The sequence below is a fragment of the Tessaracoccus sp. O5.2 genome (genome assembly GCF_964266725.1).
In the GTDB taxonomy this organism is placed as follows: Bacteria; Actinomycetota; Actinomycetes; order Propionibacteriales; family Propionibacteriaceae; genus Arachnia; species Arachnia lapidicapta.
Genome location: NZ_CAXWGV010000006.1, coordinates 140,382 through 166,305, shown reverse-complemented (window position 1 = coordinate 166,305; position 25,924 = coordinate 140,382). Strand labels below are relative to the sequence as shown.

General features: G+C 67.7%; 22 protein-coding genes, 3 tRNA genes and 1 pseudogene. 17 read left to right on the top strand and 9 right to left on the bottom strand.

Going from position 1 to position 25,924, the window contains the following annotated elements:
• Positions 1–524: pseudogene (locus ACFQPD_RS04285) on the bottom strand (hypothetical protein); the annotation flags it as partial.
• A gap of 177 nt (positions 525–701) precedes the next feature.
• Here ACFQPD_RS04285 and ACFQPD_RS04280 point away from each other — a divergent pair.
• The 10 genes from ACFQPD_RS04280 (at position 702) to ACFQPD_RS04235 (ending at position 12,021) form a co-directional block, all read left to right on the top strand.
• Positions 702–774: transfer RNA gene (locus ACFQPD_RS04280), tRNA-Gly, on the top strand.
• Between the two features lie 49 nt (positions 775–823).
• A tRNA-Cys gene (locus ACFQPD_RS04275) sits at positions 824–894 on the top strand.
• A 1-nt stretch (position 895) separates the two neighbouring features.
• Positions 896–967: transfer RNA gene (locus tag ACFQPD_RS04270), tRNA-Val, on the top strand.
• Positions 968–1,835: 868 nt separating this feature from the next.
• Positions 1,836–3,791 carry an N-6 DNA methylase gene (locus ACFQPD_RS04265; RefSeq protein WP_385898755.1) on the top strand — a complete coding sequence of 652 codons (1,956 nt, stop codon included), beginning with the start codon at positions 1,836–1,838 and terminating at the stop codon, positions 3,789–3,791.
• Entirely contained in the window at positions 3,788–5,047 is a 1,260-nt protein-coding gene (locus tag ACFQPD_RS04260; RefSeq protein ID WP_385898753.1) for a restriction endonuclease subunit S, read from the top strand. Before ACFQPD_RS04265 ends, ACFQPD_RS04260 begins: the two co-directional genes overlap by 4 nt.
• Positions 5,044–8,262 (top strand): type I restriction endonuclease, encoded by a 3,219-nt coding sequence (locus ACFQPD_RS04255; RefSeq protein ID WP_353082496.1) that lies wholly within the window; start codon positions 5,044–5,046, stop codon positions 8,260–8,262. Before ACFQPD_RS04260 ends, ACFQPD_RS04255 begins: the two co-directional genes overlap by 4 nt.
• An 88-nt stretch (positions 8,263–8,350) precedes the next feature.
• On the top strand, positions 8,351–8,950 hold the full coding sequence (locus ACFQPD_RS04250; RefSeq protein ID WP_353082497.1) for a Pycsar system effector family protein: 600 nt from the start codon (positions 8,351–8,353) through the stop codon (positions 8,948–8,950).
• Between the two features lie 37 nt (positions 8,951–8,987).
• Positions 8,988–9,911, top strand: coding sequence for a hypothetical protein (locus tag ACFQPD_RS04245; protein ID WP_353082498.1), 924 nt, complete (start codon positions 8,988–8,990; stop codon positions 9,909–9,911).
• A gap of 36 nt (positions 9,912–9,947) precedes the next feature.
• Positions 9,948–11,747: an SIR2 family protein gene (locus tag ACFQPD_RS04240; RefSeq protein WP_385898750.1), complete on the top strand. Its 1,800-nt coding sequence runs from the start codon at positions 9,948–9,950 to the stop codon at positions 11,745–11,747.
• An 85-nt stretch (positions 11,748–11,832) separates the two neighbouring features.
• On the top strand, positions 11,833–12,021 hold the full coding sequence (locus ACFQPD_RS04235; RefSeq protein WP_385898747.1) for a hypothetical protein: 189 nt from the start codon (positions 11,833–11,835) through the stop codon (positions 12,019–12,021).
• A gap of 19 nt (positions 12,022–12,040) precedes the next feature.
• Here ACFQPD_RS04235 and ACFQPD_RS04230 read toward each other — a convergent pair whose 3' ends face one another.
• A complete protein-coding gene (locus tag ACFQPD_RS04230) occupies positions 12,041–12,205 on the bottom strand; it encodes a hypothetical protein (protein ID WP_385898744.1) in 165 nt (54 codons plus the stop codon).
• Positions 12,206–12,479: 274 nt separating this feature from the next.
• Between ACFQPD_RS04230 and ACFQPD_RS04225 the strand changes: the two genes are divergently transcribed.
• The 3 genes from ACFQPD_RS04225 to ACFQPD_RS04215 all read left to right on the top strand — a co-directional run bounded on the left by ACFQPD_RS04225 (position 12,480) and on the right by ACFQPD_RS04215 (position 14,809).
• The gene (locus ACFQPD_RS04225) at positions 12,480–13,256 is read left to right on the top strand and encodes a DUF1801 domain-containing protein (protein WP_385898742.1); all 777 of its coding nucleotides are present in this window, start codon (positions 12,480–12,482) and stop codon (positions 13,254–13,256) included.
• Entirely contained in the window at positions 13,253–14,005 is a 753-nt protein-coding gene (locus ACFQPD_RS04220) for a PIG-L deacetylase family protein (RefSeq protein ID WP_385898739.1), read from the top strand. The genes ACFQPD_RS04225 and ACFQPD_RS04220 overlap by 4 nt, the downstream gene beginning before the upstream one ends.
• Positions 14,006–14,113: 108 nt before the next feature.
• Positions 14,114–14,809, top strand: coding sequence for a DUF937 domain-containing protein (locus ACFQPD_RS04215; RefSeq protein WP_385898736.1), 696 nt, complete (start codon positions 14,114–14,116; stop codon positions 14,807–14,809).
• A gap of 4 nt (positions 14,810–14,813) precedes the next feature.
• On the opposite strand, the gene ACFQPD_RS04210 is transcribed toward ACFQPD_RS04215, so the two are convergent.
• From ACFQPD_RS04210 to ACFQPD_RS04195, 4 genes are read right to left on the bottom strand one after another with little or no spacing between them, the layout of a single operon-like run.
• Positions 14,814–15,437 (bottom strand): L-threonylcarbamoyladenylate synthase, encoded by a 624-nt coding sequence (locus ACFQPD_RS04210; RefSeq protein WP_385898734.1) that lies wholly within the window; start codon positions 15,435–15,437, stop codon positions 14,814–14,816.
• A 20-nt stretch (positions 15,438–15,457) separates the two neighbouring features.
• Complete coding sequence (locus ACFQPD_RS04205) at positions 15,458–16,348, bottom strand: aldo/keto reductase (protein ID WP_385898731.1); 891 nt, start codon at positions 16,346–16,348, stop codon at positions 15,458–15,460.
• Between the two features lie 9 nt (positions 16,349–16,357).
• Positions 16,358–16,783, bottom strand: coding sequence for a pilus assembly protein (locus ACFQPD_RS04200; RefSeq protein ID WP_385898729.1), 426 nt, complete (start codon positions 16,781–16,783; stop codon positions 16,358–16,360).
• Entirely contained in the window at positions 16,780–17,169 is a 390-nt protein-coding gene (locus tag ACFQPD_RS04195; RefSeq protein WP_385898727.1) for a TadE/TadG family type IV pilus assembly protein, read from the bottom strand. The genes ACFQPD_RS04200 and ACFQPD_RS04195 overlap by 4 nt, the downstream gene beginning before the upstream one ends.
• Before the next feature lie 142 nt (positions 17,170–17,311).
• On the opposite strand from ACFQPD_RS04195, the gene ACFQPD_RS04190 reads away from it, so the two are divergent.
• The 4 genes from ACFQPD_RS04190 to ACFQPD_RS04175 all read left to right on the top strand — a co-directional run bounded on the left by ACFQPD_RS04190 (position 17,312) and on the right by ACFQPD_RS04175 (position 23,485).
• Entirely contained in the window at positions 17,312–18,532 is a 1,221-nt protein-coding gene (locus ACFQPD_RS04190) for a pyrophosphate--fructose-6-phosphate 1-phosphotransferase (RefSeq protein ID WP_068751452.1), read from the top strand.
• Positions 18,533–18,637: 105 nt separating this feature from the next.
• On the top strand, positions 18,638–19,171 hold the full coding sequence (locus ACFQPD_RS04185) for a hypothetical protein (protein WP_385898725.1): 534 nt from the start codon (positions 18,638–18,640) through the stop codon (positions 19,169–19,171).
• Between the two features lie 4 nt (positions 19,172–19,175).
• Complete coding sequence (locus tag ACFQPD_RS04180; protein WP_385898723.1) at positions 19,176–21,197, top strand: beta-galactosidase; 2,022 nt, start codon at positions 19,176–19,178, stop codon at positions 21,195–21,197.
• Positions 21,194–23,485: a glycoside hydrolase N-terminal domain-containing protein gene (locus ACFQPD_RS04175; protein ID WP_385898720.1), complete on the top strand. Its 2,292-nt coding sequence runs from the start codon at positions 21,194–21,196 to the stop codon at positions 23,483–23,485. Before ACFQPD_RS04180 ends, ACFQPD_RS04175 begins: the two co-directional genes overlap by 4 nt.
• On the opposite strand, the gene ACFQPD_RS04170 is transcribed toward ACFQPD_RS04175, so the two are convergent.
• The 3 genes from ACFQPD_RS04170 to ACFQPD_RS04160 all read right to left on the bottom strand — a co-directional run bounded on the left by ACFQPD_RS04170 (position 23,486) and on the right by ACFQPD_RS04160 (position 25,918).
• Entirely contained in the window at positions 23,486–24,676 is a 1,191-nt protein-coding gene (locus tag ACFQPD_RS04170; RefSeq protein WP_385898717.1) for a YhjD/YihY/BrkB family envelope integrity protein, read from the bottom strand.
• A gap of 36 nt (positions 24,677–24,712) precedes the next feature.
• The gene (locus tag ACFQPD_RS04165) at positions 24,713–25,273 is read right to left on the bottom strand and encodes a MerR family transcriptional regulator (RefSeq protein WP_269466674.1); all 561 of its coding nucleotides are present in this window, start codon (positions 25,271–25,273) and stop codon (positions 24,713–24,715) included.
• A gap of 171 nt (positions 25,274–25,444) precedes the next feature.
• Positions 25,445–25,918: a bifunctional nuclease family protein gene (locus ACFQPD_RS04160; RefSeq protein WP_068751446.1), complete on the bottom strand. Its 474-nt coding sequence runs from the start codon at positions 25,916–25,918 to the stop codon at positions 25,445–25,447.
• Positions 25,919–25,924: the final 6 nt, after the last annotated feature.

The following is a 25,924-nucleotide window of genomic DNA, read 5'->3' as shown; positions in this document are numbered from 1 at the left end:
ATCTGGATGATCCCGGGGATGGTGTCGTTCCACTCGGCCCAGGTCTTGAGCGGGATCGAGGTCTTCAGCAGTGATCCGGGGCGGGTGTGTGACAGGCCCTTGCCTGCGACCAGTCCCTGACGGTGGGGCGCGAGGCGGCGGTCGATGGTGGCCGGTGACATGCGGAGCACGGCCTCGACCACTGCTTGCTCGGTGGGGGTGAGGCGGCCGTGGCGGTCCAGGTTGGTCAGCAGGTCAGGCAGGGCAGAGTGGAGGCGTTTCCCGGAGGGGCCGTCGAGGATCGCCCAGCAGCGCGACAGCAGTGCGACGGTGGCGTCGTCGTAGGTGCGTACCGGGTCGCGTGGCGCTCGGGGGCGGCTGGCCTTGTCGGGGTCGGCGAGCAGGGTTCTGATTGCCTTGCGGGCGTGGTCGCGATGCCAGCCGGTGAGTTGGACCACGGCGTCCAGGATGGCTGATTTATCGGCGCGTGTGGCTTTGGGCCACTTGGCCAGCTGAGCCTGCGTGACAGCCCTGCGTGTCGCCATCGTCAACTCCATCCCCGAGTCTGACCCACGCGGGCATCTTCAGATGAGTCAACGACTCCAGCTACGCGGGCATCTTCGATGAGTCAACGCGTGATTTTGCATCCTTGGAAAGGCTGCGCTAATGTTCTCTACGCGCCAGACGGCCCAGCCCACAAGGGCAGGAACCGCGAGACGCAGGCGGACGTGGCTCAGTTGGTAGAGCATCACCTTGCCAAGGTGAGGGTCGCGAGTTCGAATCTCGTCGTCCGCTCGGAGATAAGTCTCTCCCAACCCGCTTGGGGAGGGTAAACCTCCATCCAGGTGGAGTGGCCGAGAGGCGAGGCAACGGACTGCAAATCCGTGTACACGGGTTCAAATCCCGTCTCCACCTCGGGCGGTTGGCGCAGTGGTAGCGCGCTTCCTTGACACGGAAGAGGTCGCCAGTTCAAACCTGGCATCGCCCACCGACGAACCCCCTCGCAAGAGGGGGTTCTTTGTTTGTCGGCAGCGGCCCGGGCGGTGGGGCTCGGAAGCTGGTGGACCGTCCAGGTCGACCGGACGAAGGACCAGATCACGAACCCGCTGTAGGACTCCGCGGCCTCCGGCCCGTTCCGTGGTGACCGATGACCGATAAGCTGCATTATGTCATCTCACTGGTCCTCCACGACGCAGCATCCCCAAGATGTTTGTCTGCTCCCACAAAACCAGGGACACGCCCAGGACGGCTGGAGTGCCTCTGCCGGTGCACCAGCAGCGATGGCACCCTCACGCAGCGACAACCCGGCCACCCGCGCCACACCCCGAGTCGGGCCGGGACATGTCGGTGTTTGACGCCTTGGCTGTCTGGGCCCGCGCTTCCGACCGAAACTGGCGACCGCACCCGCCGCCCCGCTGGGCGATGGCGGAAGCCGGGACTCCGGTCGTCAAGGCTGAGACCCTGCTTCCGGGCATTCGGGCAGCGCTCCGAGCGGGTTACTCCCCGCGCTCGGTCCTCATGGGCCTCGGCATGTGGGACTCCGAGGGTTTTCGCAGTCCCCGGCAGGTCGAGGAGTGGGTCCAGAAGTCGGCACGTCAGGCTCCAGAGCCCGCCCAAGCCATGAGCGTCCCTGACCTTTTGGCCGAGGGCCGGGAGCGCTACACACGCCTTTTGGGACGCAAGGTCACGGCCACGCCGTCCAAGGCTGATCTTCGTCGCCAGCGGTCGTTGGCTGCCATCCGTGAGTTCACCGAAGGACCACCATGACTGAGCGGCTAGCCCTTGCTCGGCCACGCCTGGCGCCCTGGGCGGGCCAGGCCAAATACGATCAGTGGACCGACTGCAAGGAAGTAAGCGTGACGAAGCCTGACCCGAACTTCATCTGGTCCATCGCGGACCTGCTCCGTGGCCCTTACCGGCCCAAGGAGTACGGCACGGTGATCCTCCCGTTCACCGTGCTCGCCCGGCTGGACTCCGTACTGGCTCCGAGCAAGGAAGCCGTGCTCGATGCGGCGGTGAAGTACGAGAACAGTCCGGCGCTGGTGCGACAGGAGATGTTGCGGCGGGCCTCGGGCCAGACGTTCTACAACACCTCCCCCTTCAGCCTGAAGAACCTGGGCGACCCGGCGAACCTCGCAGCCAACCTCCAGGCCATGATCGAGGGCTTCGACCCGGACGTGTTCGAGGTCTTCGAGCGCTTCGACATGCCCAAGATCATCCGCGACCTGGACGACCGAGATCGGCTGCCGGAGATCGTCAAACGCTTCGCCGCCCTCAACGTGCACCCCGACCGGGTGAGCAACGCCGAGATGGGCGATGTGTTCGAGGAACTGATCCGCCGCTTCATGGAGGCGTCCAAGGACGTGGCCGGCGACTACTTCACCCCGCGCGAAGTGGTCCGCCTCATGGTGAGCCTGCTCTTCGCCCCGGACGAGGACGACCTGTCCGACCCGCACGCCATCCGCCAGGTCTACGACCCCACCTGTGGCACTGGAGGGATGCTGTCGGAAGCCCACGAGTGGCTCCAGAACCACGGCAGCGGCGCGACCCTGAACCTCTTCGGGCAGGAGTTCAACGCACTCTCCTACGCCATGGCCAAGGCCGATCTCATCATCAAGCGGCAGGACGCGCAGAACATCTTCTTCGGGGACACCCTGCTGAAGGACGGGCACGAGGGGCGCACCTTCACCTATTGCCTGTCCAACCCTCCGTTCGGGCAGGAGTGGAAGGTCCAGGAGAAGTCGGTCAGGGCCGAGCGGGAGCGCGACGGCGACGAGGGCCGGTTCGCTGCGGGGCTTCCCAGCGTGGGCGACGGCGCGATGCTCTTCCTCCAGCACTTGGTCTCCAAGATGCGCCCCGCCTCGCAAGGCGGAGCGCGAGGAGCCATCGTCCTCAACGGCTCGGCCCTATTCACCGGGGCGGCTGGCTCGGGGCCCTCGGAGATCAGGCGCTGGCTTCTGGAGAACGACCTTGTGGACGCCATCGTGGGCCTGCCGACCGACATGTTCTACAACACCGGCATCGCGACCTACATCTGGGTGCTGGACAACAACAAGCCCGAGGAGCGGCGAGGCAAGGTCCAGTTGATCGACGCCACCGCGCAGTGGGTGAAGATGCGCAAGTCCATCGGTGCGAAGCGACGGATGCTCTCCCCCGCCAACATCTCGACCATCGTCAACCTCTACGGCGAGTTCACCGACGCAGACCCCGAGGTCTCGAAGGTCTTCAACACCGAGGACTTCGGCTACCGCACTATCACCGTCGAGCAGCCGTTGCGTCTGGTCTTCTCCGTGGACGCCGACAAGGTTGAGCAGGTCATGGAGGCCAAGGCGGTTGCGGCCCTCGACAAGGACCACCGCCACGACCTTCGGACGGCGCTGGAGACGTTGGAGAAGGATCGGACATGGAAGAGCCAGGCGGACTTTGAGAAGGCGCTCGGCCCGGCGTTGGGTGCGCACGGCGTGACGTTGAAGCCAGCCGTCCGCAAGGCGGTCGTCGCCGCGTTCGCGGAGCCCTCCCCCGAGGGAGAGATCGTCAAGACGCCGCGCGGCAAGATCGAGGCCGACTCGGGGTTGCGCGACACCGAGAACGTTCCGCTCACCGAGGACGTGAACGCGTACGTGGAACGCGAGGTTCTCCCTTGGGCTCCCGAGGCATGGGTTGACGAGTCGAAGACCAAGATCGGCTACGAGATTCCCTTCACCCGGGCGTTCTACAAGTACGTCCCGCCGCGACCACTCGCGGAGATCGATGCCGACGTGCAGGCCGCCATCGCTCGCGTACAGGCACTCTTCGCGGAGGTGAAGGCTTGATCCAGCCGCGAGAGGCTCGCCTCTTCAACGTCTCCGATGTCCGCGTTAGCACCGTGGATAAGCACACCAACGAGGGTGAGCAGGCGGTTCGGCTATGCAACTACGTGGACGTGTACAAGAACGAGGTCATTCTCAACGACTTCGACTTCATGCCCGCAACCTGCACGCCGGATGAAATCGCCCGTTTCCGGCTCGCACCAGGCGATGTCGTCTTTACGAAAGATTCGGAAACGGCTGACGACATCGGCATTCCCGCCTTTGTCAAGACGAGCGCGCCTGACCTAGTGTGCGGCTACCACGTCGCCATCGCGACTCCGCACCAAGACTTGGTTGATCCAAAGTTCCTCTTCTGGTACTTGAATAGCCGACCGGCGTTCGCGTGGTGGGAAACGCGTGCGAGCGGCGTAACGCGGGTGGGCCTGCGACAGGAGGACATTCGGCATCTACCCCTGGGCGCGCTTCCACCTATGTCGCACCAACGAGCCATCGCTGACTTCCTCGACCGCGAGACTGCACAGATCGACGCCATGATCGAAGCGCAGGAAGTTTTGATTCTGCGGATAAGCGAGTACGACTCGGCGTGGCGAGCGTATGCTGTGCTCCCACTGCTGGGTTCCGGAGATCGGCTGAAGACCGCCATGTTCGAAACTGAAGAGCGCGCGAATGACGCGGCAGATTCTCTCCCTTTGCTGTCCGTGTCCATCGACTGGGGAGTCAGGCGTCGAGATGAGACCTCCACTAACCAAGCCGCGAGCGAAGACCTCTCGAAGTACAAGGTCGTGTGCAAGGGCGACATCGTTCTTAATCGCATGAGGGCATTCCAAGGAGCCTTGGGACACTCGGACGAGGATGGAATCGTCAGTCCCGACTACGCAGTCTTCCGAGCGCGGGAGGGAGTGAACCCTGAATGGCTCTCTTCGATCATGCGTAGCGCGCCGTTCATCGAAGAGATGGCTTCTCGCATCAGAGGGATCGGTTCGGCTGACTCCGGACAAGTGCGCACCCCACGGCTCAACGCACGTGACCTCCTGGATATCCGACTCGCGCTGCCAAGCCAAGCCGCGCAGGAGGACGCACTGGCCGACTGGCGAGAGAGAACGGGCGAGGTGGAAAGAGTGCTCGACGCTGCTTCTGAGGGAGTTAGACTTCTCCGCGAGCGCCGCGACGCACTCATCACCGCTGCCGTCACGGGCAGGATCGACCCCGCCACCGGCGTCGAGCGGAGCGACCCGACGACGGAAAGGGAGGCGTCGTGACCGAGGCGCACAAGGAACTGGCGATGGAGAACGAGGCCGTCGCACTCCTGGACTCGAAGGGCTGGCTCTACGAAGAGGGCAGCAACGCCCGCTACGACAGGAAGCGTGCCCTGTTCCCCGAGGACGTGTTCGCCTGGCTGGAGGCCACGCAGAGTGACGAACTGGCGAAGTTCATCAAGCCGGGCATGGACTCCACACAGGAGATGAAGGCCCGCGATGGCATCCTCGACGCCCTCGCCACGGCGCTCAATCAGCCTGTCGAGAACGGCGGGGGCACGCTCAACATCCTCCGCAAGGGCTTCCGTCGCATCGGGTCTCGCTTCCTCATGGCCCAGCCCAAACCTACGGAGACCTTGAACCCGAAGACGGTCGAGGACTACCAGCACAATCGGCTGCGCGTGGTGCGGCAGGTGCACTACTCCGTGACGGACTCCAAGAAGTCCATCGACCTGGTGCTCTTCCTCAACGGCCTGCCGGTGGCGACCATCGAGTTGAAAACCGAGTTCACCCAGTCCGTCACCCGGGGGCAGGTGCAGTACAAGAACGACCGCAACCCCGGCGCGGACGGCAAGGAGACGCTGCTGGCGTGGGGCAAGCGAACCTTGGTGCACTTCGTGGTCACCGACAACGAGGTCTCGATGACCACGAAGTTGGACGGGCAGAAGACAACGTTCCTGCCGTTCAACAAGGGCGATGACGGCGGCAAGGGCAATCCCTTGAACCCGAAGGGTGCGCGCACCGAATACTTCTGGGCCGACATCCTCGACAAGGACATGTTCCTGACGATCCTGACCAAGTACCTGGTCACGCGAAAGGAGGAGAAGCCCAACCCGGTCACGGGCAAGCAGGAGACCTCCGTCTCGCTGCGTTTCCCCCGGTTCCACCAACTCTCTGCCGTGGAGAAGATCGTCGGCCACGTCAAGGATCACGGTGTCGGGGACCGCTATCTCATCGAGCACTCGGCTGGCTCCGGCAAGACCGACACCATCGTGTGGACCTCGTTCCGGCTCGCCGCCCTGCACGACGCAGACAACAAGAAGGTCTTCGATTCGGTGATCGTGGTGACCGACCGAAACGTGCTCGACAAGCAGATGACCGACGCCATGCGGCAGTTGGACCCGCGAGGCACCCAGGTCGTCTCCATCGACGGCGCGGGCTCGTCCAAGTCGAAGGAACTGGCTGAGGCCCTGGCCATGCGTACCCCGATCATCGTCGTGACGATCCAGACCGCTCCCTTCGCTCTCCAGTACCTGCGCCAGCAGGCCGAGTCGAAGGGGGGTCACTACGCAGTCATCGCGGACGAGGCGCATTCATCCCAGACCGGCATGGCTGCGTCGAAGTTGAAGGCTGTCCTGAGCCCCGAGGAACAGGCTTCTCTGGACGAGGGCGGCGAGGTGGACACCGAGGCCGTCCTGGCCGCAGAACTGGGCCAGCGGGCAGAGACCCCGAACGTCACCTATCTGGCGTTCACCGCGACGCCGAAGTCGAAGACGCTCGAACTGTTCGGAACCCCCAACCCCGACGTGCTGGACGACGAGGGTAACCCCAAGCCAGAGCCCTTCCACCGCTACACGATGCGGCAGGCCATCGAGGAGGGCTTCATCCTCGACGTGCTCCAGAACTTCACCGAGTACAAGGTCGCCTACGAACTGGCCCTAAAGACCAAGGACGACGACATCAAGTCGGTCGACAAGGAGGCCGCGCGCAAGGCTGCGGTCAAGTGGGTGCAACTCCACGAGCACAACATCAGCCAGAAGGTGGCACTGATCGTGGAGCACTTCCGCGCCAACGTGTCGCACATGCTGGGTGGTGCGGCCAAGGCGATGATCGTCACCTCCTCGCGCAAGGCAGCCCTGCGGTACTACAACGCGGTTGAGCGTTACGTCGCCAAGCGTGGCTACACCGACGTGCACGCCTTGGTCGCCTTTTCCGGGAAGGTCACCGTCAGCAACGATGACCACGACATTGCACCCGATGACCTGCTGGGGGTCGGTGAGTACACCGAGGCCAGCGTCAACACAGGGACCAAGGGCAAGAGCCTCGCGGACGCCTTCCACGGCCCGAACTATCAGGTGATGATCGTCGCCAACAAGTACCAGGTCGGCTTCGACCAGCCGCTGCTGTGCGCGATGTACGTCGACAAGCGCCTCGACGGAGTGATGGCCGTGCAGACCCTCTCACGGCTGAACCGCACGTGGGCTGGCAAGGACCAAGTGTACGTGCTCGACTTCGTGAACTCCGGCGAGGACATCCTGACAGCGTTCATGCCCTACTACGAGGGAGCCGAACTCACCGAGACCACGGACCCCGACCTGGTGAACCGGATCGCAGCCAAGTTGGACGCCGTGGGCCTGGATCGCGTCTATACGGAGGAGGAGATGGGTGAGGCCAGCGACGCCCTGACCAAGGGCCTGCACGGCATGCTTGCTGGGGCCATCGACCCCGGAGCCAAGCGCTTCGTTGACGCGCTGCACCAGTCGCGCGAGGACGAGGACGACGAGGAAGTTCAGCGACTGGAAGGCTTCCGCTCCGACCTGTCCAACTACGTCAAGGCGTACGACTTCCTGTCCCAGATCGTGCCCTACGGCGTCGAGATGGAGCAGCGAGCGATCTACTACCGCCTGCTGGCCAAGCGCCTGCGTGACGAACAGTCCGGAGTGAAAGTGCGCGTGGCTGACATCGCCCTGTCCCGCTACAAGATCGACAACAAGGGCAGCCAGAGCCTCGACCTAGCCAAGGGAGAAGCCACTCCCCTGACCCCATTGGCCGAGATGGGAACAGCCCAGGCTCGCGAGCGCGACCAGGCCCAGTGGGATGAGATCATCGACGCCATCAACAGCCTCTTCGCGGACAGCGGGCTGACCGCCGACGACGCGGTGCAGCAACTGGAACTGACACTGCGCAAGACCAAGGAGAACACCGACCTGGTGGCCAAGGCGAAGGCGAACTCCGATCAGGACTTCAACTCCGACCCCGGCGTCGTTGCGGCCTTCCTGACCACAGTGATCGACATGGCGCAGAACAACGCCGACTTCACGACTGCGCTGCTGAAGGACCAGAACCACCATTCGCTGTCGGTTCTTCTGGAGATGCTCGGCTACCGCAAGTACCTCGCCACGGTGGACTACTCGTTCCCGAACGAGTCGATCTCGGTGGAGTTCGACGCCCGCGCCAGTCGTACGCAGACCAAGCCCGAGGAGGAGGTCCGGGCATGATCGGGTCACGTCGGCACCCGGCAGGCCATCAGGGAATCGAAGACGGCCAAGGGGCTCTACGAGTCCGGTGCGGCTAGCGACCACTGAGATGGGCTTCTTTGATTGGCTTCGTCGCACCTGGACCTCTCCGGTGCCGGAAAGCAGTCCGCCCGCCGCATCGACCTCGACAGGTGCCCCCGATCCGAAAACAGCCACGGAGGCGTGGGGCGTACTGACCAACGTCAACGAGTGGGTGAAGCATGCCGAAACGAAACTCGGCGTCGTTCTGGCGTTCCTGGGCGTCCTGGCGGCGGGACTAATCACGTTGGTCATCGAAGTGGGGCGCGGCTCCGCCCTCATGCTGGCCCTGGAGGGTGTCTCCGGGCTGCTGCTGCTCTTGGCCACTGGGTGCGCCTCGCTGGGTCTCCTGCCCCAGTTCGCACACGAGCCCGACCATGCCAAGTTGAACCCGCTCTACTACGGCGACATTCGACGGCACTTCGCAGGGAAGCCCGAGGAGTATGCGGCACATCTCAGGGAAGCGCTCTCCAGCCCGCCAGCAGTCACGGACCACCTGGCGCGTCAGATTGTGGCCAACTCCGAGGTAGCCGTCCGCAAGTACACGTGGGCCAACCGGGCCATCTTTCTCGGTTTCCTGTCCCTACTGAGCACGGTGGCCGTAGTCGTAGGCCAGGCGCTGTGTTGGTAGCCCAGGAGTGTCAGACCGGCTCCGTAGCCTTGTTCACATGAGTGATGAACCCGCCTTCCTGACCTCCCTCCTCGACGAACTGGGCGAGGAGGTGAACACAGTCCTGAACAACTCCGACATCCCTGTGGTGGAGAAGGACGGCACCTTCAAGGCGCAGGACATCCCCTCCTCGTCCAGCGACACGTGGATCAAACTTCCTGAGGTCGTCGCCGTGGTCTGTGACCTGAAGGGGTCCACCCACCTCGGGACCGGCAAGCACGACAAGTCGACCGCCCGCATCTATAAGAGCAGCGTCGAGGGTGCGGTGCGCATCTTCCACGACTTCGAGGCGAACTTCATCGACATCCAAGGCGACGGCGGATTCGGCCTCTTCTGGGGCGACCGGGCCTACGAGCGTGCCCTGTGCACAGCCGTCACGATCCGCACCTTCAGTGACGATCTCGTGCAGCGACTGGAGAAACGTTGGCCGAACGCGCCGGAGACGGGCTACAAGGTAGGCATCCACGCCGCTCGCACGCTGGTGAAGCGCATCGGCACACGCAAGGTCGTGAGCGAGCAGGAGGCAGTCTGGGCCGGGAAGCCGGTCAACTACGCCGCCAAGTGCGCGCAGGCGGCAGAGCGCCACCAGGTCATCGTCACGCAGGCAGTGTGGGAGAGGTTCAAGGCGAACGACTACATCGTCTTCAGTTGTGACTGCAACGACGGTCCGTCCGCGAACCTTTGGACGGATACGACCGTTGACCGTCTCCCGCAGGACGACCGGGCCGCCGTTGTTCTCAAATCAGGTTGGTGTGAGAAGTGCGGGCCGGAGTTCTGTGACGCCATACGAGCGGGGAAAACCCAGCGCGACATCCCCACCCACGTTCGGGGCGCGATCCAGAAGATGCGCATGCAAGAAGCCCTCGCTGCCAAGCGTGAGCGCGACGCCCAGCGACGCAGCGCGTTGCGCGGCCTGCGCTGAGTCTCTGCCACTCAGCGCCTTACCCGAAGGAGAATCATGGCTGCCCCTCTGTCACCCAGCGCAATGCTGGCCACCTCGATGCACGCTCAGCCGGGGGTCTACGCACTGCTGCTCGGTTCGGGGGCGTCCACCGGAGCGGGCATGCCAACCGGCTGGGGCGTCGTCAATGACCTAGTGCGCAAGGTGGCCGCTCAGGAGGACTCCGAAACCGTGGACCAGGCTCAGGCGGACCCTGAGTCGTGGTGGCAGGACAAGCACGGCGAGCCCTTGGGATACTCCTCACTGCTGGGGTCGCTTGCCCCAACCGCTGCCGCACGCCAGGGACTCCTCGCCGGGTACTTTGAGCCCACGGACGAGGAGCGTGAGGAGGGGGTGAAGACCCCGAGCAAGGCGCACCAAGCCATCGCCCAACTCGTGAAGAAGGGCTACATCAAGGTCGTCATCACTACGAACTTCGACCGGCTCATGGAGCAGGCGCTGGAGGCCGAGGGGGTCGCACCGCAGGTCATCGCCCGCCCGGAGGCAGTTGCGGGCATGGAGCCGCTGGCGCACGCCACCGCCACGGTCATCAAACTCCATGGCGACTACAAGGACTTGGGTTCGCTCAACACGCCTGATGAACTAGCCTCCTATCCCGAGCAGTGGAACCGGCTGATCGAGCGTGTACTGGACGACTACGGGCTCCTGATCTCGGGGTGGTCGGCGGACTGGGACACCGCACTGGTGGCCCTGATGGAGGCTTCCCCCAATCGGCGCTACCCGCTCTATTGGGATGGCCGGAGCAGCAGGGGGGACACAGCCCAGCGGTTGCTGGCCGGGCGTCGGGGAACCGTCATTCCGGCAGCGGGGGCGGATGAACTGTTCACCGCGATCGCCTCCAACATCGAGGCGCTGGAGCGGCTGGTAGTTCCTCCACTCACAACGGCGATGGCCGTCGCACGTCTGAAGCGCTATCTGCCCAATCCCGTGCGACGGATCGACCTGCACGACCTCGTGGTCAACGCTACAGAGGACGTGGCCCAGGGCGTCATCGACCAGGCTCTGTCCTTGCCGGGTGACAGGGGCACCTCTCTCCAGCATGTGCTCGACGGGCACCGGGAGAGGTCGCACCTTCTGCGGACACTCCTTGTGGAAGGCGTACGGCACGACGACGGCGTTCACGACCGTCTCTGGATGGATGTGTTCCAGAGGCTGGTGGACGTGGGCTCGGTCCGCCGCTTGGGTGTCCCCACCCAAGCGCATCTGGAGAGAGCGAGGCTGTACCCAGCCCTGCTTGTCCAAGCCGCGCTCGGGACCGCTGCGACGTATCGCCGCCGCGACGGACTCGTCATCACACTGGCCACGCAGGTAATCGGAACACTTGACCACGGCGTCCGCCTTCGCTTGCCTGCGGCACAGATCGTGCACCCGTGGCGAGTTCTCGACGCAGACGACGTGAACCTCTTGCCACGCTGGGGAGGGGGACGATGGACCTACCCCATCAGCCGTCTCTTGAAGCAGGACACGCGCGATGTGTTCCGTGACCTCATCCCCGATGATGCGCAGTACGCAGAGACCTTCCACGGCTACGAGTACCGGATGAGTCTCATTTACGCCGTCACCGCTGAGGGCTCCGATCACCTCTACGGCCCTATGCAGGGCGAGTACGTCGGAGAGACAGCCTGGTCATGGCAGCAACAAGATGTGCCCTTGGCAGAGATCGCATTCCGCGAAGCAGGCGAACTCGCCAAAGAGTGGCCATGGATCGACTTCCTCGGTGGAGAGAGCGAGCAGGACCAACGACTGGTAGCGCATCGGGAGAAACTCGCACACTTCAAGTACCACAACCTGCGTTGAAGTAGGGCATGACCTGAATCGGACACCTGTGTGTCTACGCTCGATAGCACCCAGTCGCACAAGCCCCCACCCAGGAGGGATGGTCATGACCCAGCAGAACCCCAAGGACACCCTCCAGGCCGATCTGGAGGCACTCGCCAAGGTCTTCGAGGCCGAAGAGCGAGAGGATCGCCGCAAGGAGGCCCAGCGCCGCCGTGACGGCCTTCCCGAGCCCAAGCGGGACATCCGGACGTTCCCCGGCTTCGCGGACGGTGCGGCGGCTCCCCGCAACTGAACACCTCGCTCCCGGGCCGCTACCTCTGCGCGACCCATGCCTCCACCAAGAGAGTCGAGGCAACGGCGTACTCGCAGCGGTCTCGGTCGAGGTCGGGGACGAGGTGGGTGAGGTCCTGGCTGGCACGCGCGGCTGCCTCGAAGACGGTGGAGATCAGGGTCTGCTGCTTGGTCGCTCTCGTCATGCGCCTGGACTGTAGCCAGGTTCTTTGGCCTTGCGCAGCGATGCTAAGTCATGCACCTTGCTTCTCTAGTAACGTCCATGCTGGAGTTTAGGTGATGAAGCGCAGGGGGTTTCGGATTGTGCCAACTGCCTGCGAATACTGTTTCTTGGTCATCTCTCGCAACTACTTGACACTTGCCCTAGGTGCTGGTGACAGATACGGGTCTACCTGACAGAAGCTGCACGGCGTGATACTGAGCCTTGACAGCTGCGTTCCCTGCACGGACAGTGGACAGATGCCCGGCGATCCAGTGACCCGCCCCACTTCTGTACCGGTGCAGGAGTTTCTCGACACCGTCCCCGAGCGGCGCCGCGGTGAGGCGGCGGAGCTGATCGCCATGATGCGGGACATCACCAGGGCGGAGCCGACGATGTGGGGACCCAGCATCATCGGGTTCGGGTCGCAGCACTACCGCTACGACAGCGGGCGGGAGGGCGACATGCCCAGACTCTCTTTCAGCCCGCGCAAGGCGACTCTGACGATCTATTTCAGCGAGGGGTTCGACCGGTACGGCGACCACCTCGCGCGGCTGGGCACGCATCGGACCAGCGTGTCGTGCCTGTACCTCACGAAGCTCAACGACGCGGATCTCGGTGTCCTGCGCGACATGCTCGAGGCCAGCTATTCGCTCGCGGAGGCCCCGCCGACCAAGCCGTCCACCGTGGACGAGTACGTCGCTACCGTCCCACCGGTGGCCCGGCCCAAGTTCGATGAGCTCCGACGGCTGGTGCGCGACACCTTCCCCCAGGCCGATGAGGTCCTCAGCTACGGCATCGTGGGGTACAAGCCCGTCATGGGCCGCGCCAGGGTCTTCGTCTCGGGGTGGAGGGACCACGTGGCCATGTACCCGATTCCCGCGCAGCCCGACCTGCAATCCGAGCTCGCCCCGTACGTCCGCGGCAAGGGAACCCTGTGGTTCCCGCTCGAGGAGCCGCTCCCCCGTTCCCTGATCGTCCGCGCGGTGACCGCGCTCGCGGTCGACACGCCGATACGCAACGAGGAGGAAGCATGAGCACAGCTGAGGCTGGGCCGCGCTCGCTGGATGTCCTGCCCGACGACGGCTTCCGGAGGATCCTGTGCGTCGTGGCCCATCCCGACGACGTCGAGTACGGGCTGTCGGCGTGTGTCCACCGCTGGGTCGCCCAGGGCGCCGAAGTGGCCTACCTCCTTCTCACCGCGGGCGAGGCAGGCATGCAGCGTCCGCCGTCGGAGGTCGGCCCCCTGCGCGCGAGGGAGCAGCGTGCTGCCTGCGCGGAGGTCGGGGTCACGGATCTGGAGATCTTGGACCACCCAGACGGGATGCTCGTGTACTCGCTCGCTCTTCGCCGAGACGTGGCGCGGAAGATCCGGCGGTTCAGGCCCGACGTCGTCGTCACCACCTCGTGGGATGTCGAGGTGGGCTGGGGGCTCAACCAGGCGGACCACCGGGTCGCCGGATTGGTGACCCTCGACGCGGTCCGCGACGCCGACAACACTTGGGTCCACCCCGAGCTCGCTCGTGACGAGGGGCTGCCGAAGTGGGCCGCCAGCTGGCTGCTCGTGGCCGCGGACAACTCCCCCACGCACGGCGCTGTGCTGACGAGCGACGACGTCGACGCCGGTGTCCGCTCGCTCGAGGCCCATGCGGCCTATCTCGCCGACATCCCGGGGCACCCAGCCCCCAGGGACTTCATCCCCGAGATGCTGGCTGGCCAGGGCCAGATGATGGGCGTGGACCACGCCTGCCTGTTCCGAGCGCACCGTCTGGGGCCGCCGGCCTGACGCGGTCCCGGGTTCCGGCTGTCGCGATCGAGCCCGACACGGCGTCCGGCTGGGTAGCGTGGACATACGGCACCGACGAGCCGTGCCCGCACCAGAAGGAGTACGCACGTGTTCGATTACGACGACCTCATGTCCACCCTCCCCGTCGACCAGTTGGCCCGCCGTGTGGGCGCCACTCCGGAGGAGGTCGAGCAGGCCGCGCGGACGGCCCTCCCTGCCCTGCTTATGGGCATGGGCGCCAACGCCCAGGACCCCGCGGGCGAAGCCTCGCTGCGCTCCGCCCTCTCTCAGCACGATCCGCACCTGCTCGACGGTGGGGTCGACCTCGACGCCCTCGACGAGAACGACGGCGCGAAGATCACGCACAACGTGTTCGGCTCGAATGAGCAGCAGGTCGTGGACCGCCTGGGCGGCCTGGGCGGCGGCAGCTCGCTCATCCAGAAGCTGCTGCCGCTCCTGGCGCCCATCGTGATGGCGTGGCTCGCGGGCAAGCTGACGGGGCGAGGCCAGGGCCAGCAGCAGTCCGGCGGCGGGCTCGGCGACATCCTGGGCCAGATCCTCGGCGGCGGGCAGCAGGGCGGCCGTCCCGCGCCCTCCCCCGCCCCGCAGTCGGGCGGCCAACCTCAGTTCCGGGTCCCCGAAACGTCCGGTGGAGACGGGGGTCTGCGCATGCCGATGCCGGATCAGTCGACCGGGCGGCAGCCGACGCCCCAGGCGCCGCAGAGCCAGGGATTGCCGGACGGACTTGGCGGCGGGATCCTCGGCGACATCCTGGGCGGTCTCCTCGGCGGCGGCCGGCGCTGAGGCTCTAGGCCTCGAACGGCGACGGGTCCCCCGCCCCTACGCGGGCGATCACGGGATCGTCGCCGCTCAGGTCCACGACGGTCGTGGGTTCCACGCCGCAGTCCCCGGAGTCGAGCACCGCGTCGATCTGATGGTCCAGGAGCTCCTTGATCGCCCAGCCGTCCGTGAGGGACTCCTCATGCCCCGGCATCAGGAGCGTCGACGACACCAGCGGGGCCCCGACCGCGTCCAGAAGCGCCAACGTGGTCCGGTGGTTCGGGATGCGGACCCCGACGGTGCGCTTCTTCGGGTGCTGCATCATCTTCGGCACCTCCCGCGACGCCTTGAGGATGAAGGTGTACGGGCCCGGTGTCGCGGCCTTGACGGCGCGGAAAATCCGGTTGTCCATCTCGACATACGCCCCCAGCTTCGCGAAGGAGTCGACCACCAGCGTGAAGTGGTGCTTGTCGTCGAGCTGACGGATCCTGCGGATCCGTTCGATGCCGGCCGCGTTGCCGAGCGCGCACCCGAGCGCGAAGCAGGAGTCGGTCGGGTACGCGACGAGTCCCCCCTGCTCCAGGATCCTGGCCACCTGTGCCAGGGCCCTGGGCTGTGGGTTCTCGGGGTGGACGTCGAAGTACTGGGCCATGGGCCCAGGCTACTGGAGGGTCAGAGGACCGCGCCCGAGATGGCGTCGACCTCGTCCGCGGTGAGGGTGAGCTGCATGGCCCCCGCCGAGTCGCGGATCGACTCGGGACGCGAGGCGCCGGGGATGACGATCACGTGGTCGCCCAGAGCCAGCTCCCAGGCCAGGGTCACCTGCTGCGGGGAGACCCCGTGCCGGCCGGCGATCTCCGCCAGCACCGGGAACCTGGTCCCGACTGCGGCGGCCCCGCCGCCCGTGCCGCCGAGGGGGGACCAGGGCAGGAACGCGATCCCGTGGCGGGCGCAGAAGTCCAGCTCGGACTTGCTGGTGTGGTTGAACTTCGGCGAGAACTCGTTCTGCACCGCCGCCAGCTCCCCCTCCCCCAGGACGTCGACGGCGATCTGGATCTCCTCGACGTTGGCGTTCGAAATGCCGATCTCCGCGATGAGCCCCTCGGCCTTCAGCGCCGCGTAGGTCTCCATCACCTCGGCGTAGATACGGCTCCGGTCCGGGCGGTGCAGGTAGAACAGGTCGAGCTTGTCGACGCCGAGAACGTCGAGGGCGGCCTCCACGCGCGCGCGCAGGTAGGCCGGATCGGAGTTACGTCCCCAGCGCTCACCCTCGCTCCGGGTGATGCCACCCTTGGTCGCGACGACGACGTTGCTGGTGTCGCCGGAGTAGCTGCGCAGAGCCTTCGCGACGATGCGCTCGTTGTGGCCCATGGAATCCCAGCTGGGCGCGTAGATGTCAGCCGTGTCGATGAGTGTGACCCCGGCGTCGAGGGCGGCGTGCACAGTCGCGATCGCCTGCTCCTCGGACGGCTTCTCGGGCTTGTCGCTCATGGAGAACGGCATGGCCCCGAGGCCGACGGAGGAAACGGTGAACTGGCCGAGGCGGCGGTGCGTCGTAGTCATGACGCCACTCTAGCCACCGCGAAGCGGGTCGACCGGGGACGTTCGCGTGGCCGACACCGCCACGGTTCCGGGCATGAACGGCAGCGAGACGTCGCTCAGGTCGACGCTGCAGCCGACCTCGACCGAGACGCGCGCCCGTTCGCCCAGCGCCCGGGTGAGCCCCGAGGTGTCGAGCGAGACCGACGTGTGCCGACATGCCACACCCCGGTCCCCCAACGCTCGGACGACGGCGGCCCGCGCCGCGCGCTCGCCTGCGGCCTGAGTCCGCTCGAGCGATGCGGCCCTCGCGCCTGCCCCCGCTGCGACCCCCACGTGTTGGTCGGCGATCGCCACGCGCGCAAGGACCAGGAGCAACCCGACGACGAGCAGGAGCGCGGGGATGAGGACGACGGCCTCGACGGACATGGACAGGCCGCGCTGATCCCGCCCGCTCACGAGCCGGTCACCCGTTCGGTGGGCACCCGGGCGGTGGCGCTGACGTCCCGGGCCCAGATGATCGTGACCACGCGCCCGCGTACCGTCGCCTCCGTCGCCGCGCTGCTCCGCGTGACCCGGACCGAGACCGCGCTCAGCGACCCGTTGGCCGCGACGCGGGCCGCAGTCGTGCGCCCCAGGACCGCGGTGCCGTCGAAGGCCGCCGCCACGGCGGCACCTTCCTGCGCGGCTGCCAGGGCCGTGGAGTGTGCCCACGCGTGGAGGGACCACTGCAGCAGACCCAGGAAGACCCCGAGGGCCAGCGGGAACAGGACGACAGCCTGGACGGCCTGGGTCAGACCGCGTTGATCTCCTCGTCCATGCATGGCGCCATCGTGCCAAGCCACGGGGTCACTCCGCGCCGTCGGCCGGCGACCTGTGGACAAGTCGTGTCCCCGGCATCCGACACTCCTTCGGGGCTCCGGAGAGCGGTGCAATAGGCTGGGGGTGGCGTCGCGCAGACGCCCCGAACTTCATGAAAGGACACTCATGGTCAAGAAGGTAGCCATCCTCACGGCCGGTGGTTTCGCTCCCTGCCTGTCCTCGGCGATCGGTGGCCTCATCGAGCGCTACACGCAGGTCGCGCCGGAGGTGGAGATCATCGCCTACCGCCACGGGTACCAGGGTCTGCTCAAGGGCGACTACCTCGTCGTCGACGACACCGTGCGCGCCAACGCCGCGCTGCTGCACAAGTTCGGCGGCTCCCCCGTCGGCAACTCCCGCGTCAAGCTCACCAACGCGAAGGACCTCGTCAAGCGAGGCCTGGTCGCCGAGGGCGACAACCCGCTCAAGGTCGCGGCTGACCGCCTGGTCGCCGACGGCGTCGACGTGCTGCACACCATCGGCGGCGACGACACCAACACCACCGCTGCAGACCTGGCGGCCTACCTCGCCGAGCACGACTACGGGCTGACGGTCGTCGGCCTGCCCAAGACCATCGACAACGACGTGGTGCCCATCAAGCAGTCCCTCGGCGCATGGACCGCCGCCGAGCAGGGCGCGATCTTCGCCGAGAACATCGTCGCCGAGCACAACTCGGGCTCGCGCATGCTGATCGTGCACGAGGTCATGGGCCGCCACTGCGGATGGCTGACCGCCGCCACCGCCGCCGAGTACCGCAAGTGGCTCGACACGCAGGAGTGGCTGCCGGAGATCGGGCTGTCCCGCGAGGCGTGGGACATCCACGGCGTGTACGTCCCCGAGGGCGTCATCGACCTGGCCAAGGAGGCCGAGCGGCTGAGCGAGGTCATGGACCGCGTCGGCAACGTCACCATCTTCCTGTCGGAGGGCGCCGGCCTGGACTCCATCGTCGCTGAGATGGAGGCTGCGGGCGAAGAGGTGCCGCGCGACCCGTTCGGTCACGTCAAGATCGACAAGATCAACCCCGGCGCCTGGTTCGGCTCCAAGTTCGCCAAGAAGCTCTCGGCGGAGAAGGTCATGATCCAGAAGTCCGGCTACTTCTCCCGCTCGGCCGCGGCCAACGATGCCGATCTGGCGCTCATCAAGCAGTGCACCGACCTCGCGGTCGACTCCGCCCTGCGCGGCGAGCCGGGCGTCGTCGGTCAGGACGAGGAGAACGGCGACGTGCTGAGCGTCATCGCGTTCGACCGCATCAAGGGCGGCAAGCCCTTCGACATCCAGCAGGACTGGTTCAAGGAGCTGCTCGCCGGCATCGGGCAGGAGTTCCCCGCCCCGGCCACGGCTCACTGACGCCCCACCACCTTCGGCCCCGAGTTCGCCCGTTCGTGGCTGCTCGTCAACGCCACCCAACCGCCCCGTTTCGACTCGGCGGCCCGATCCGCGGCCGACGCCGTCGTGCTGGACGTGGAGGACGCGGTCGCGCCCAGCCGGAAGGATGCGGAGGCGCGCCCCACGTTCCTGTTGGGCTTCGGGCTGGGCGACTACCGCCGCGACACCGGATTCGCCGATGATCCCCTCACGCTCGCCTACACGCGCTCGCAGTTCACGATCGCGGCACGGGGCGCCGGCCTGCCGGGTCCCATCGACGGACCGTCGGTCGGCGCCCTGGGCGTGGCCCTCGCCGACGCGGCCGGGGTGACCTCGCAGTTCGGGATGACGGGCAAGATCTGCCTCACGCCCGAGCAGGCGCCGATCGTCAACGAGATCCTCTCCCCCTCCGTCGCCGACATCTCGTGGGCGCGGCAGTTCCTCCGCCAGCTCGACGCCCAGGGCGGTGAGATCCGGGACGGGTCCGATCTGCCCCGCATGGCGCGCGCCCGCAAGATCCTGCACCTGGCGGAGCTGACGGCATGGAGACCGACGAGGAGTACACCGACTGGAACGAGCCCACCGAGGTGCACCACTGCTGAGCGCCCCCATGTAGGGTGAGCGCGTGCCTTTCGAAACGATTCGACACGAGGGCGTGTGGTTCGGCGGCGACTACAACCCGGAGCAGTGGCCGCCGGCCGTGCTCGACGAGGACCTGGAGCTCATGGAGCGGGCCGGCATCACGACGGTGACCGTCGGGGTCTTCGCCTGGTCGTCCCTGGAGCCCGAGCCCGGCCGCTTCGAGTTCGGATGGCTCGACGACGCGCTGGAACGACTGACTGCCGCCGGGATCGGGGTGGTGCTGGCCACCCCGACGGCCTCTCCCCCGCCATGGTTCTCGCGGCTCCACCCCGAGGGGCTGCCCGTCACGGCCGACGGCGTCCGGCTCATCCACGGCAGCCGCGACACCTACAACCCCGCTGCCCCCGCGTACCGGGAGGCGGCGGCCCGCATCACCCGGGCGCTCGCGGAGCGCTACGGGAGCCACCCGGCCCTGCGGATGTGGCACCTCCACAACGAGTACGGCACGGTGTCCTACGGACCCGTGACCGACGTGGCCTTCCGGGAGTGGCTCCGGGCCCGCTACGGCGACCTGTCGCGGCTCAACGAGGCCTGGAACACGTCCTTCTGGTCCCAGGTCTACGGCGACTGGCGCGACGTGCACGCCCCCCAGGCCACGCAGTACCTCCCCAACCCGGCACACGTGCTCGACTTCAAGCGCTTCAGCGCCGACCTGCTGCTGGAGCGGCTTCGGGACCAGGTCGCCATCGTCCGGGAACTGAGCCCGGGCGTGCCCGTCACCACCAACTTCATGCTCCCCAGCTGGAATCACTACGACCAGTGGGCGTTCGCCCGAGGGCTCGACGTCGTCTCGATCGATCACTACCTGGATGATCCGGGCCCGGCGGGCGAGGTGCACGCGGCCTTCGGAGCGGACCTGGCGAGGTCGTTCGCCGGAGGCGCGCCGTGGCTGCTGATGGAGCAGGCCACGAGCCTGGTCTACGACTACGACGGCGGCCGCATGCTGGTCAAGGAGCCGGGCCGGATGCGGCGCAACACCTACCAGTACCTGGCCCGGGGGGCCATGGGGTCGCTGTTCTTCCAGTGGCGGTCCCCGGTGGTCGGCGCGGAGTTCTTCCACTCGGCGATGGTGCCGCACGTCGGCGCCGACTCCCGGCTGTTCAGGGAGATCGAGCAGCTCGGGCGCGAGCTACCCCGCATCGCCGAGCTCGCGATCGCACCCACCGACGGCCCTGTCGTGGACTCCCGGGTCGCGATCGTGTGGAGCGCCGACGCCTGGTGGGCTGCCGACACGCGCGCCATGCCGTCGGCCGACGTCGGGTTCCTGCCGGCGGTCCGGCGCGTCCACACCGCGCTGTGGGAGCTCGGCGTCGTGGCCGACGTCGTCGCCCCGGACGGCGACCTGTCGCGCTACGACGTCGTGCTCGTGCCCAGTCTGCTCGCCGTGTCCGACCGCGACGCAGCGGCGTTCGCGGACTTCGCCCACAGCGGCGGACACCTGGCGGTGTGGCACTTCGCGGGCAGCACCGACGAACGTCTCCACGTGCGGCAGGGCTCCTACAGCGGGGCGTTCGCCGACCTCGCGGGGGTGCGCGTCGAGGAGCACGTCCCGCTCCGCGACGGCGAGCGGGTGACCCTGAGCGACGGATCCACGGCGGAGGCCTGGACCGAGCGCCTGCACCTGAGCGGCGCCACGGCCGTGTGTTCCTACACAGACGACGCCCATCCTGTCGTCGGGCCCGGCTCCCCCGCCATCACCGAGCGTCCGCTGCCCGGCGGCGGCCGGGTCCACTACCTGTCGACCCGCCTCGCGGCCGGGGACCTAGGCCGTCACCTGGGCCGCATCGTGCGGGCGGCCGGCGTCGAGGCCCGCGGCTTCACCGGCCTGGAGGTCGTCCACCGGCGCGCCGGCACGTCCTCGTATCTCGTCGCGATCAACCACTCGCGGGAGGATGGGACCCTGGAGGCCCACGGGACCGATCTCATCACGGGCCGCGTCGCGGCCGGTAATGTCGTCGTCCCCGCCGGGGATGTCGCCGTCGTCCGCCTTGAGGAGAACGCATGACCATCCTGCGCTACGGGCGTCCGTCCACCGGCTGGCTCGACCGGCTACCGCTGGGCAACGGCCGGATCGGGGCGATGGTGGGGGTCGATGGTGCGGGCGTGCGGATCGGGGTCAACGAGTCCACCGCCTGGTCCGGCGGGATCGGCTCGGCCCGCCGCGACCTGGTAGCACCAGGGCGGGCATCGGAAGCGCTGGCCGCGGCCCGCGACCTCCTGGGCCGCGGCGACCCCGTCGGCGCCGAGGAGGCGCTGCGGCCGCTGCAGCATCACTACGCCCAGGCGTACCTGCCGGTGGGCGAGCTGGAGATCCTCCTGGGGCTCGACGAGCCCTCGATCACGAGGACGCTGGACCTGGACACCGCGGTGCACCACGCCACGCTCGCCTCGTCGACCGGCTCGTGGACGGCGACCACCGCCACGGCGTGGGCCGACGACGTGCTGGTCCACCGCATGCGCGGGACCCGGCCGGCCGACCTGTCCATCGCCCTGACGACGTCGCTGCGTCGGGTCAGCCTGGCCACGATGGCCGACGGCGTGGCGATGCAGCTCGCCCTCCCCGCTGATGTCGCCCCCGGCCATGAGCCCGACGAACCGGCGTGCACCTGGGAACGGCCCGGGGTCGCTCCGGCGCAGGTGATGCTGCACCTGCGTGTCGTCACCGACGGCGCCGTGACCGGGGACCCCGACGGCCGGATCACCATCACCGGCGCCAGGGCCGTCGACGTCGCGCTGGCGATCGAGACGACGTTCCGCTCCCCCACCCTCGATCCCGGCCCCGCAGGACCTGCCGCCGAGCGTGCCGCCGCGCGCGCACAGGCCGACGTCGGTGAGGCGTTCGACCGCCACCGTGCCCACTACGCGGCACTCGCCGGCGACTTCAGCCTGCGCCTCGGTGCGGGCTCGGCACGCGAGTCGCTGGACCCGGACCGGCGTCTCCACGAGGTCGCCGACGTGGCCCGGGAGGACCCGGGACTGCTCGCCCTGCTCGCCGAGTACTCCCGCTACCTCCTCGTGGCGTCGAGCCGCCCCGGCGGTCTCCCGGCGAATCTCCAGGGGATCTGGAACGCCGAGATGCAGCCGCCGTGGTCGTCGGCCTACACCTTGAACATCAACCTGCAGATGAACTACTGGGGCGCCGAATCGACCGGCGCCTCCCGGGCGCATGAGGCCCTCCTGACACTCCTCGAGGGCTTGGCGGACCGGGGCCGCGACACCGCCCGGCGGCTCTATGGGGCGCGAGGCTGGGTGGCACACCACAACTCCGACGCCTGGGCCTACTCGCTGCCCACCGGCGGAGACGCTTCCTGGGCGCACTGGCCGATGGGCGGCGCCTGGCTCGTCCTGCAGTTCGACGAGCACCGCCGCTTCGGCGCCATGACCCGGGAGACGCTCGACCGCTTCTGGCCGGTCGTGCGCGGCGCCGCCCAGTTCCTCATCGACTGGATCGGCGACGACGGAAGCACCTCGCCGTCGACGTCCCCGGAGAACCGGTTCCTGCATGCCGGGGTGCCGGCATCCGTGACCACATCCTCGGCCATGGACCGGGCCATCGCCGGTGACTGTCTGCGCCTGGCGGCGGAGCTCGCGGCGCGGCTCGCGCCCGGCGACCCGGTCGGTGCCGAGGCCGCGGCCGCTGCGGCGAGGATCGCGCCTCCGCGCGTCGCAGCCGATGGACGGATCGAGGAGTGGGGATCGCCGCGCGTCGATGAAGATCCGCGACACCGGCACCTGTCGCACCTCTATCCGTGGTTCCCCGGAACGGTCGTCCCCGCGGAGCCGCACGGCGCCGCTGTGGCCAGGACGCTCGACACTCGCGGCGACGATTCGACCGGGTGGTCCCTGGCCTGGAAGATCGCGCTGCGGGCCAGGCTCGGGGACGCAGCCGCCGTGGGCCGGCTCCTGAACCTGGTCACGCGCCCCGCCGACGACGGATTCGGGCAGCGCGGCGGCCTCTACCCCAACCTGTTCGCCGCTCACCCACCGTTCCAGATCGACGGCAATCTGGGCTTCCTGGGCGCGTTCGTCGAGACGCTCGTCCAGAGCCACCGCCCCGGACGGATCGACCTGCTCCCAGCGCTGGCGCCCGGCCTCGACTCGGGCGAGGTCACCGGCATCGTGGCCAGGCCCGGTGTCCTTGTCCACCTGGCTTGGGAGGGCCGTCGGCCGACCCTCGTCCGGCTGCGGCCCCGGACCCCGGCCGCGGCTGGCCGCTACCGGGTGACGCACAGCGGCGCCGAGCAGCTCGTCGACCTCACCGACGGGCAGTGGTCGGAGGTGCGGTTCGCCTAGTCAGCGGCGGCGCCGCACCCTCCGGGCGAGGGCGGCCGCCGCTGCGCCCAGCCCCAGGCCGGTCGCAGCTCCGATGCCGTAGCCGATGGACGTTCCGAGCCGGACGCTGCGCCCGGCCACGTCCTGACGGACCGCCCGCTCGGGGTCCGGCGACAGTGGAGGGATGGGCTGCGCGCGCCGCAGGTCGTCGAGGCTGCGGGTCGCCGACCACCGCCGCGGGGTGACCGGCTCGTCGCCGTGCGGGATGTCGTCGAGGTCGATCTCCGCGGCAGCGGCCACGCCGGAGGCCCGCTCCGCGTGCTTGCGCGCCAGATCGGCCGGCCACACCTCGTCGGTGCCGATCCAGGCGGCCGACATGAGGATGATGGTCGCCAACAGGTTGAACACCAGCATCAACACGATCACGGGGCCGAAGACCGACGCCGCGGGATTGCCGGTGAAGACGCCGACGAGCCGGCCGGCGAGCTGCTGCAGCACCGTGATCAGCACGGCCCCCAGGACGGTCCCGGTCAGCCACGCCCTGGGGGTGGCGCGCTGCCGCGGAAACACGATGAACAGGAACGCGAGCAGGATCCAGCTGGCGATGAAGGTCAGGAGTACTGCGACCGCCTGGAAGACGAACCCGATCCCCGGCAGGTGGTCCCACCCCAACCAGGCGATGACCTGCCGGGAGAATCCGCCGCCGACGGACGACACCGCCAGGCTGGCGGCGACGCTGACCAGCAGCCCGACGAAGATCGCCAGGTTCACGCCCAGCTCGGCGAAGAAGTTGCCCTTCTCCGACGCGTCGGAGAACTTGCTGGCCCACATGACCCGGACGGCGCGCTTGAGGTTGCCGACCCAGTTGGAGCCGGAGTACGCCGCGGTGAGAACGGCGATCGCTCCGACCGAGGCCCATTTGCGGAACGCGTGGTCGACGACGGCCCCGAGGCTCTTCGACAGATCCGACCCCTCGCCCAGCTCGGCGTCGATGATGCCCTTGATCTGGTCCATGAGGTCCGGACGCAGCACCGTGAGGGTCCAGCCGAGCATCGAGAACGCGAACATGACGATCGGCACCATCGACAGGACCGAGAAGTACGTGACGGCCGCGGCGAACTGCGGGCCGAGGCGCTTGTTGTAGCGCTCGTTGGCCGCCATCGCGTGGGCGACGAACGGCTGGTTGGTGACCTTCTCGATCCAGTCCTTCATCTTGCCGACCCTACCGCCCGCGGCGGCCGTGAGAGGTCAGACGGCCTTGGACCGCCGCCGCGCGGCCAGCTCGTCGGACGGGTCGCTCGCCTGGTCCTCGACGTCCCCGGTGCGCTCCCCCGGCAGCGACGAGAGCGTGCCCTCGAGTTCCTTCCAGACGCTGCTGACCGAGATCATGAACATGCCCTGGCCTCCGCGGGTCAGGTCGAACAGTTCGTTGGCCGAGGTCACCTCGTACACGCTGAAGCCGTCGCTGACAAGCGTCAGCTCGGTGAGGTCGTCGACGCCGCGGACGCGGAGGTGGTCGATGGCCACCCGGATCTGCTGCAGCGAGATGCCGACGTCGAGGAACCGCTTCACGACCCGCAGCAGGAGGATGTCGCGGAACGAGTAGAGGCGCTGGGTCCCGGAGCCCTCGGCGTTGCGGATGGAGGGGACGACCAGACCCGTCCGGGCCCAGTAGTCCAGCTGGCGATACGTGATCCCCGCCACCCGGTGTGCGATCGGTCCCCGGTACCCGGTGTCGCTCGGCACAGGGGTGAAGTCGCCGTCGAACAGCACCGCCTGCAGCGGCTCGGCTCCGGGCGTCTCAGTCACGGTCCCCACACTCCTCAGCGTCCGTCGGACATCGCGGATCCGACGCTAACCGTCCGTGGCGCGCAGGCACCGCGACACGCCCGAAGCGGCGGCACAATTCTTGCCTGCCCTCCCCGGCGGGGGCGGTGACGCGGCTCTCAGTGGCCCGGACAAACCCGGGCTGACCAGGCATTACTCGTCCTCGAAGTCGTCGGCGTTGACCGTGTCGAGGAACGCCCGGAAGGCCTCGACCTCATCGGTCGACGACTCTTCAACCTCAACCCCGACTTGATCCATGAGCGCCACGGGGCACTCCATGGGCCACCCCAGCCGAACGGCGATGGCCACACAATCGCTGGGCCGCGCGGGGATCTCGTGCCCGCCGACGAGGAGGACGGCGTCGTAGACCCCGTCGTGCATGCGGGTGATGCGCACCGCGCCCGCCTCGCCGACCCCGTCGCCGAGCAGGTCGACGACGCTCGCGAGCAGGTCATGGGTCATCGGGCGCTGCGGAGGCTCGCCCTCCAACGCCACCGCGATCGCGGCGGCTTCGATGTTTCCGATCCAGATGGGCAGGCACCGCGAGCCGCCCTGCTCCTGCAGCAGCAGCACCGGGGGTTCCTCCGGGGAGACCAGGCGGATGCCGAGCACGTCGAGGCCGATCATGGGTCC

Coding starts and splice junctions, on each gene's coding strand:
- ACFQPD_RS04250 (WP_353082497.1), top strand. CDS start 8,351: ATGGGCTTCTTTGATTGGCTTCGTCGCACCTGGACCTCTCCGGTGCCG.
- ACFQPD_RS04245 (WP_353082498.1), top strand. CDS start 8,988: ATGAGTGATGAACCCGCCTTCCTGACCTCCCTCCTCGACGAACTGGGC.
- ACFQPD_RS04240 (WP_385898750.1), top strand. CDS start 9,948: ATGGCTGCCCCTCTGTCACCCAGCGCAATGCTGGCCACCTCGATGCAC.
- ACFQPD_RS04235 (WP_385898747.1), top strand. CDS start 11,833: ATGACCCAGCAGAACCCCAAGGACACCCTCCAGGCCGATCTGGAGGCA.
- ACFQPD_RS04230 (WP_385898744.1), bottom strand. CDS start 12,205: ATGACGAGAGCGACCAAGCAGCAGACCCTGATCTCCACCGTCTTCGAG.
- ACFQPD_RS04225 (WP_385898742.1), top strand. CDS start 12,480: ATGCCCGGCGATCCAGTGACCCGCCCCACTTCTGTACCGGTGCAGGAG.
- ACFQPD_RS04220 (WP_385898739.1), top strand. CDS start 13,253: ATGAGCACAGCTGAGGCTGGGCCGCGCTCGCTGGATGTCCTGCCCGAC.
- ACFQPD_RS04210 (WP_385898734.1), bottom strand. CDS start 15,437: ATGGCCCAGTACTTCGACGTCCACCCCGAGAACCCACAGCCCAGGGCC.
- ACFQPD_RS04205 (WP_385898731.1), bottom strand. CDS start 16,348: ATGACTACGACGCACCGCCGCCTCGGCCAGTTCACCGTTTCCTCCGTC.
- ACFQPD_RS04190 (WP_068751452.1), top strand. CDS start 17,312: ATGGTCAAGAAGGTAGCCATCCTCACGGCCGGTGGTTTCGCTCCCTGC.
- ACFQPD_RS04175 (WP_385898720.1), top strand. CDS start 21,194: ATGACCATCCTGCGCTACGGGCGTCCGTCCACCGGCTGGCTCGACCGG.
- ACFQPD_RS04170 (WP_385898717.1), bottom strand. CDS start 24,676: ATGAAGGACTGGATCGAGAAGGTCACCAACCAGCCGTTCGTCGCCCAC.
- ACFQPD_RS04160 (WP_068751446.1), bottom strand. CDS start 25,918: ATGATCGGCCTCGACGTGCTCGGCATCCGCCTGGTCTCCCCGGAGGAA.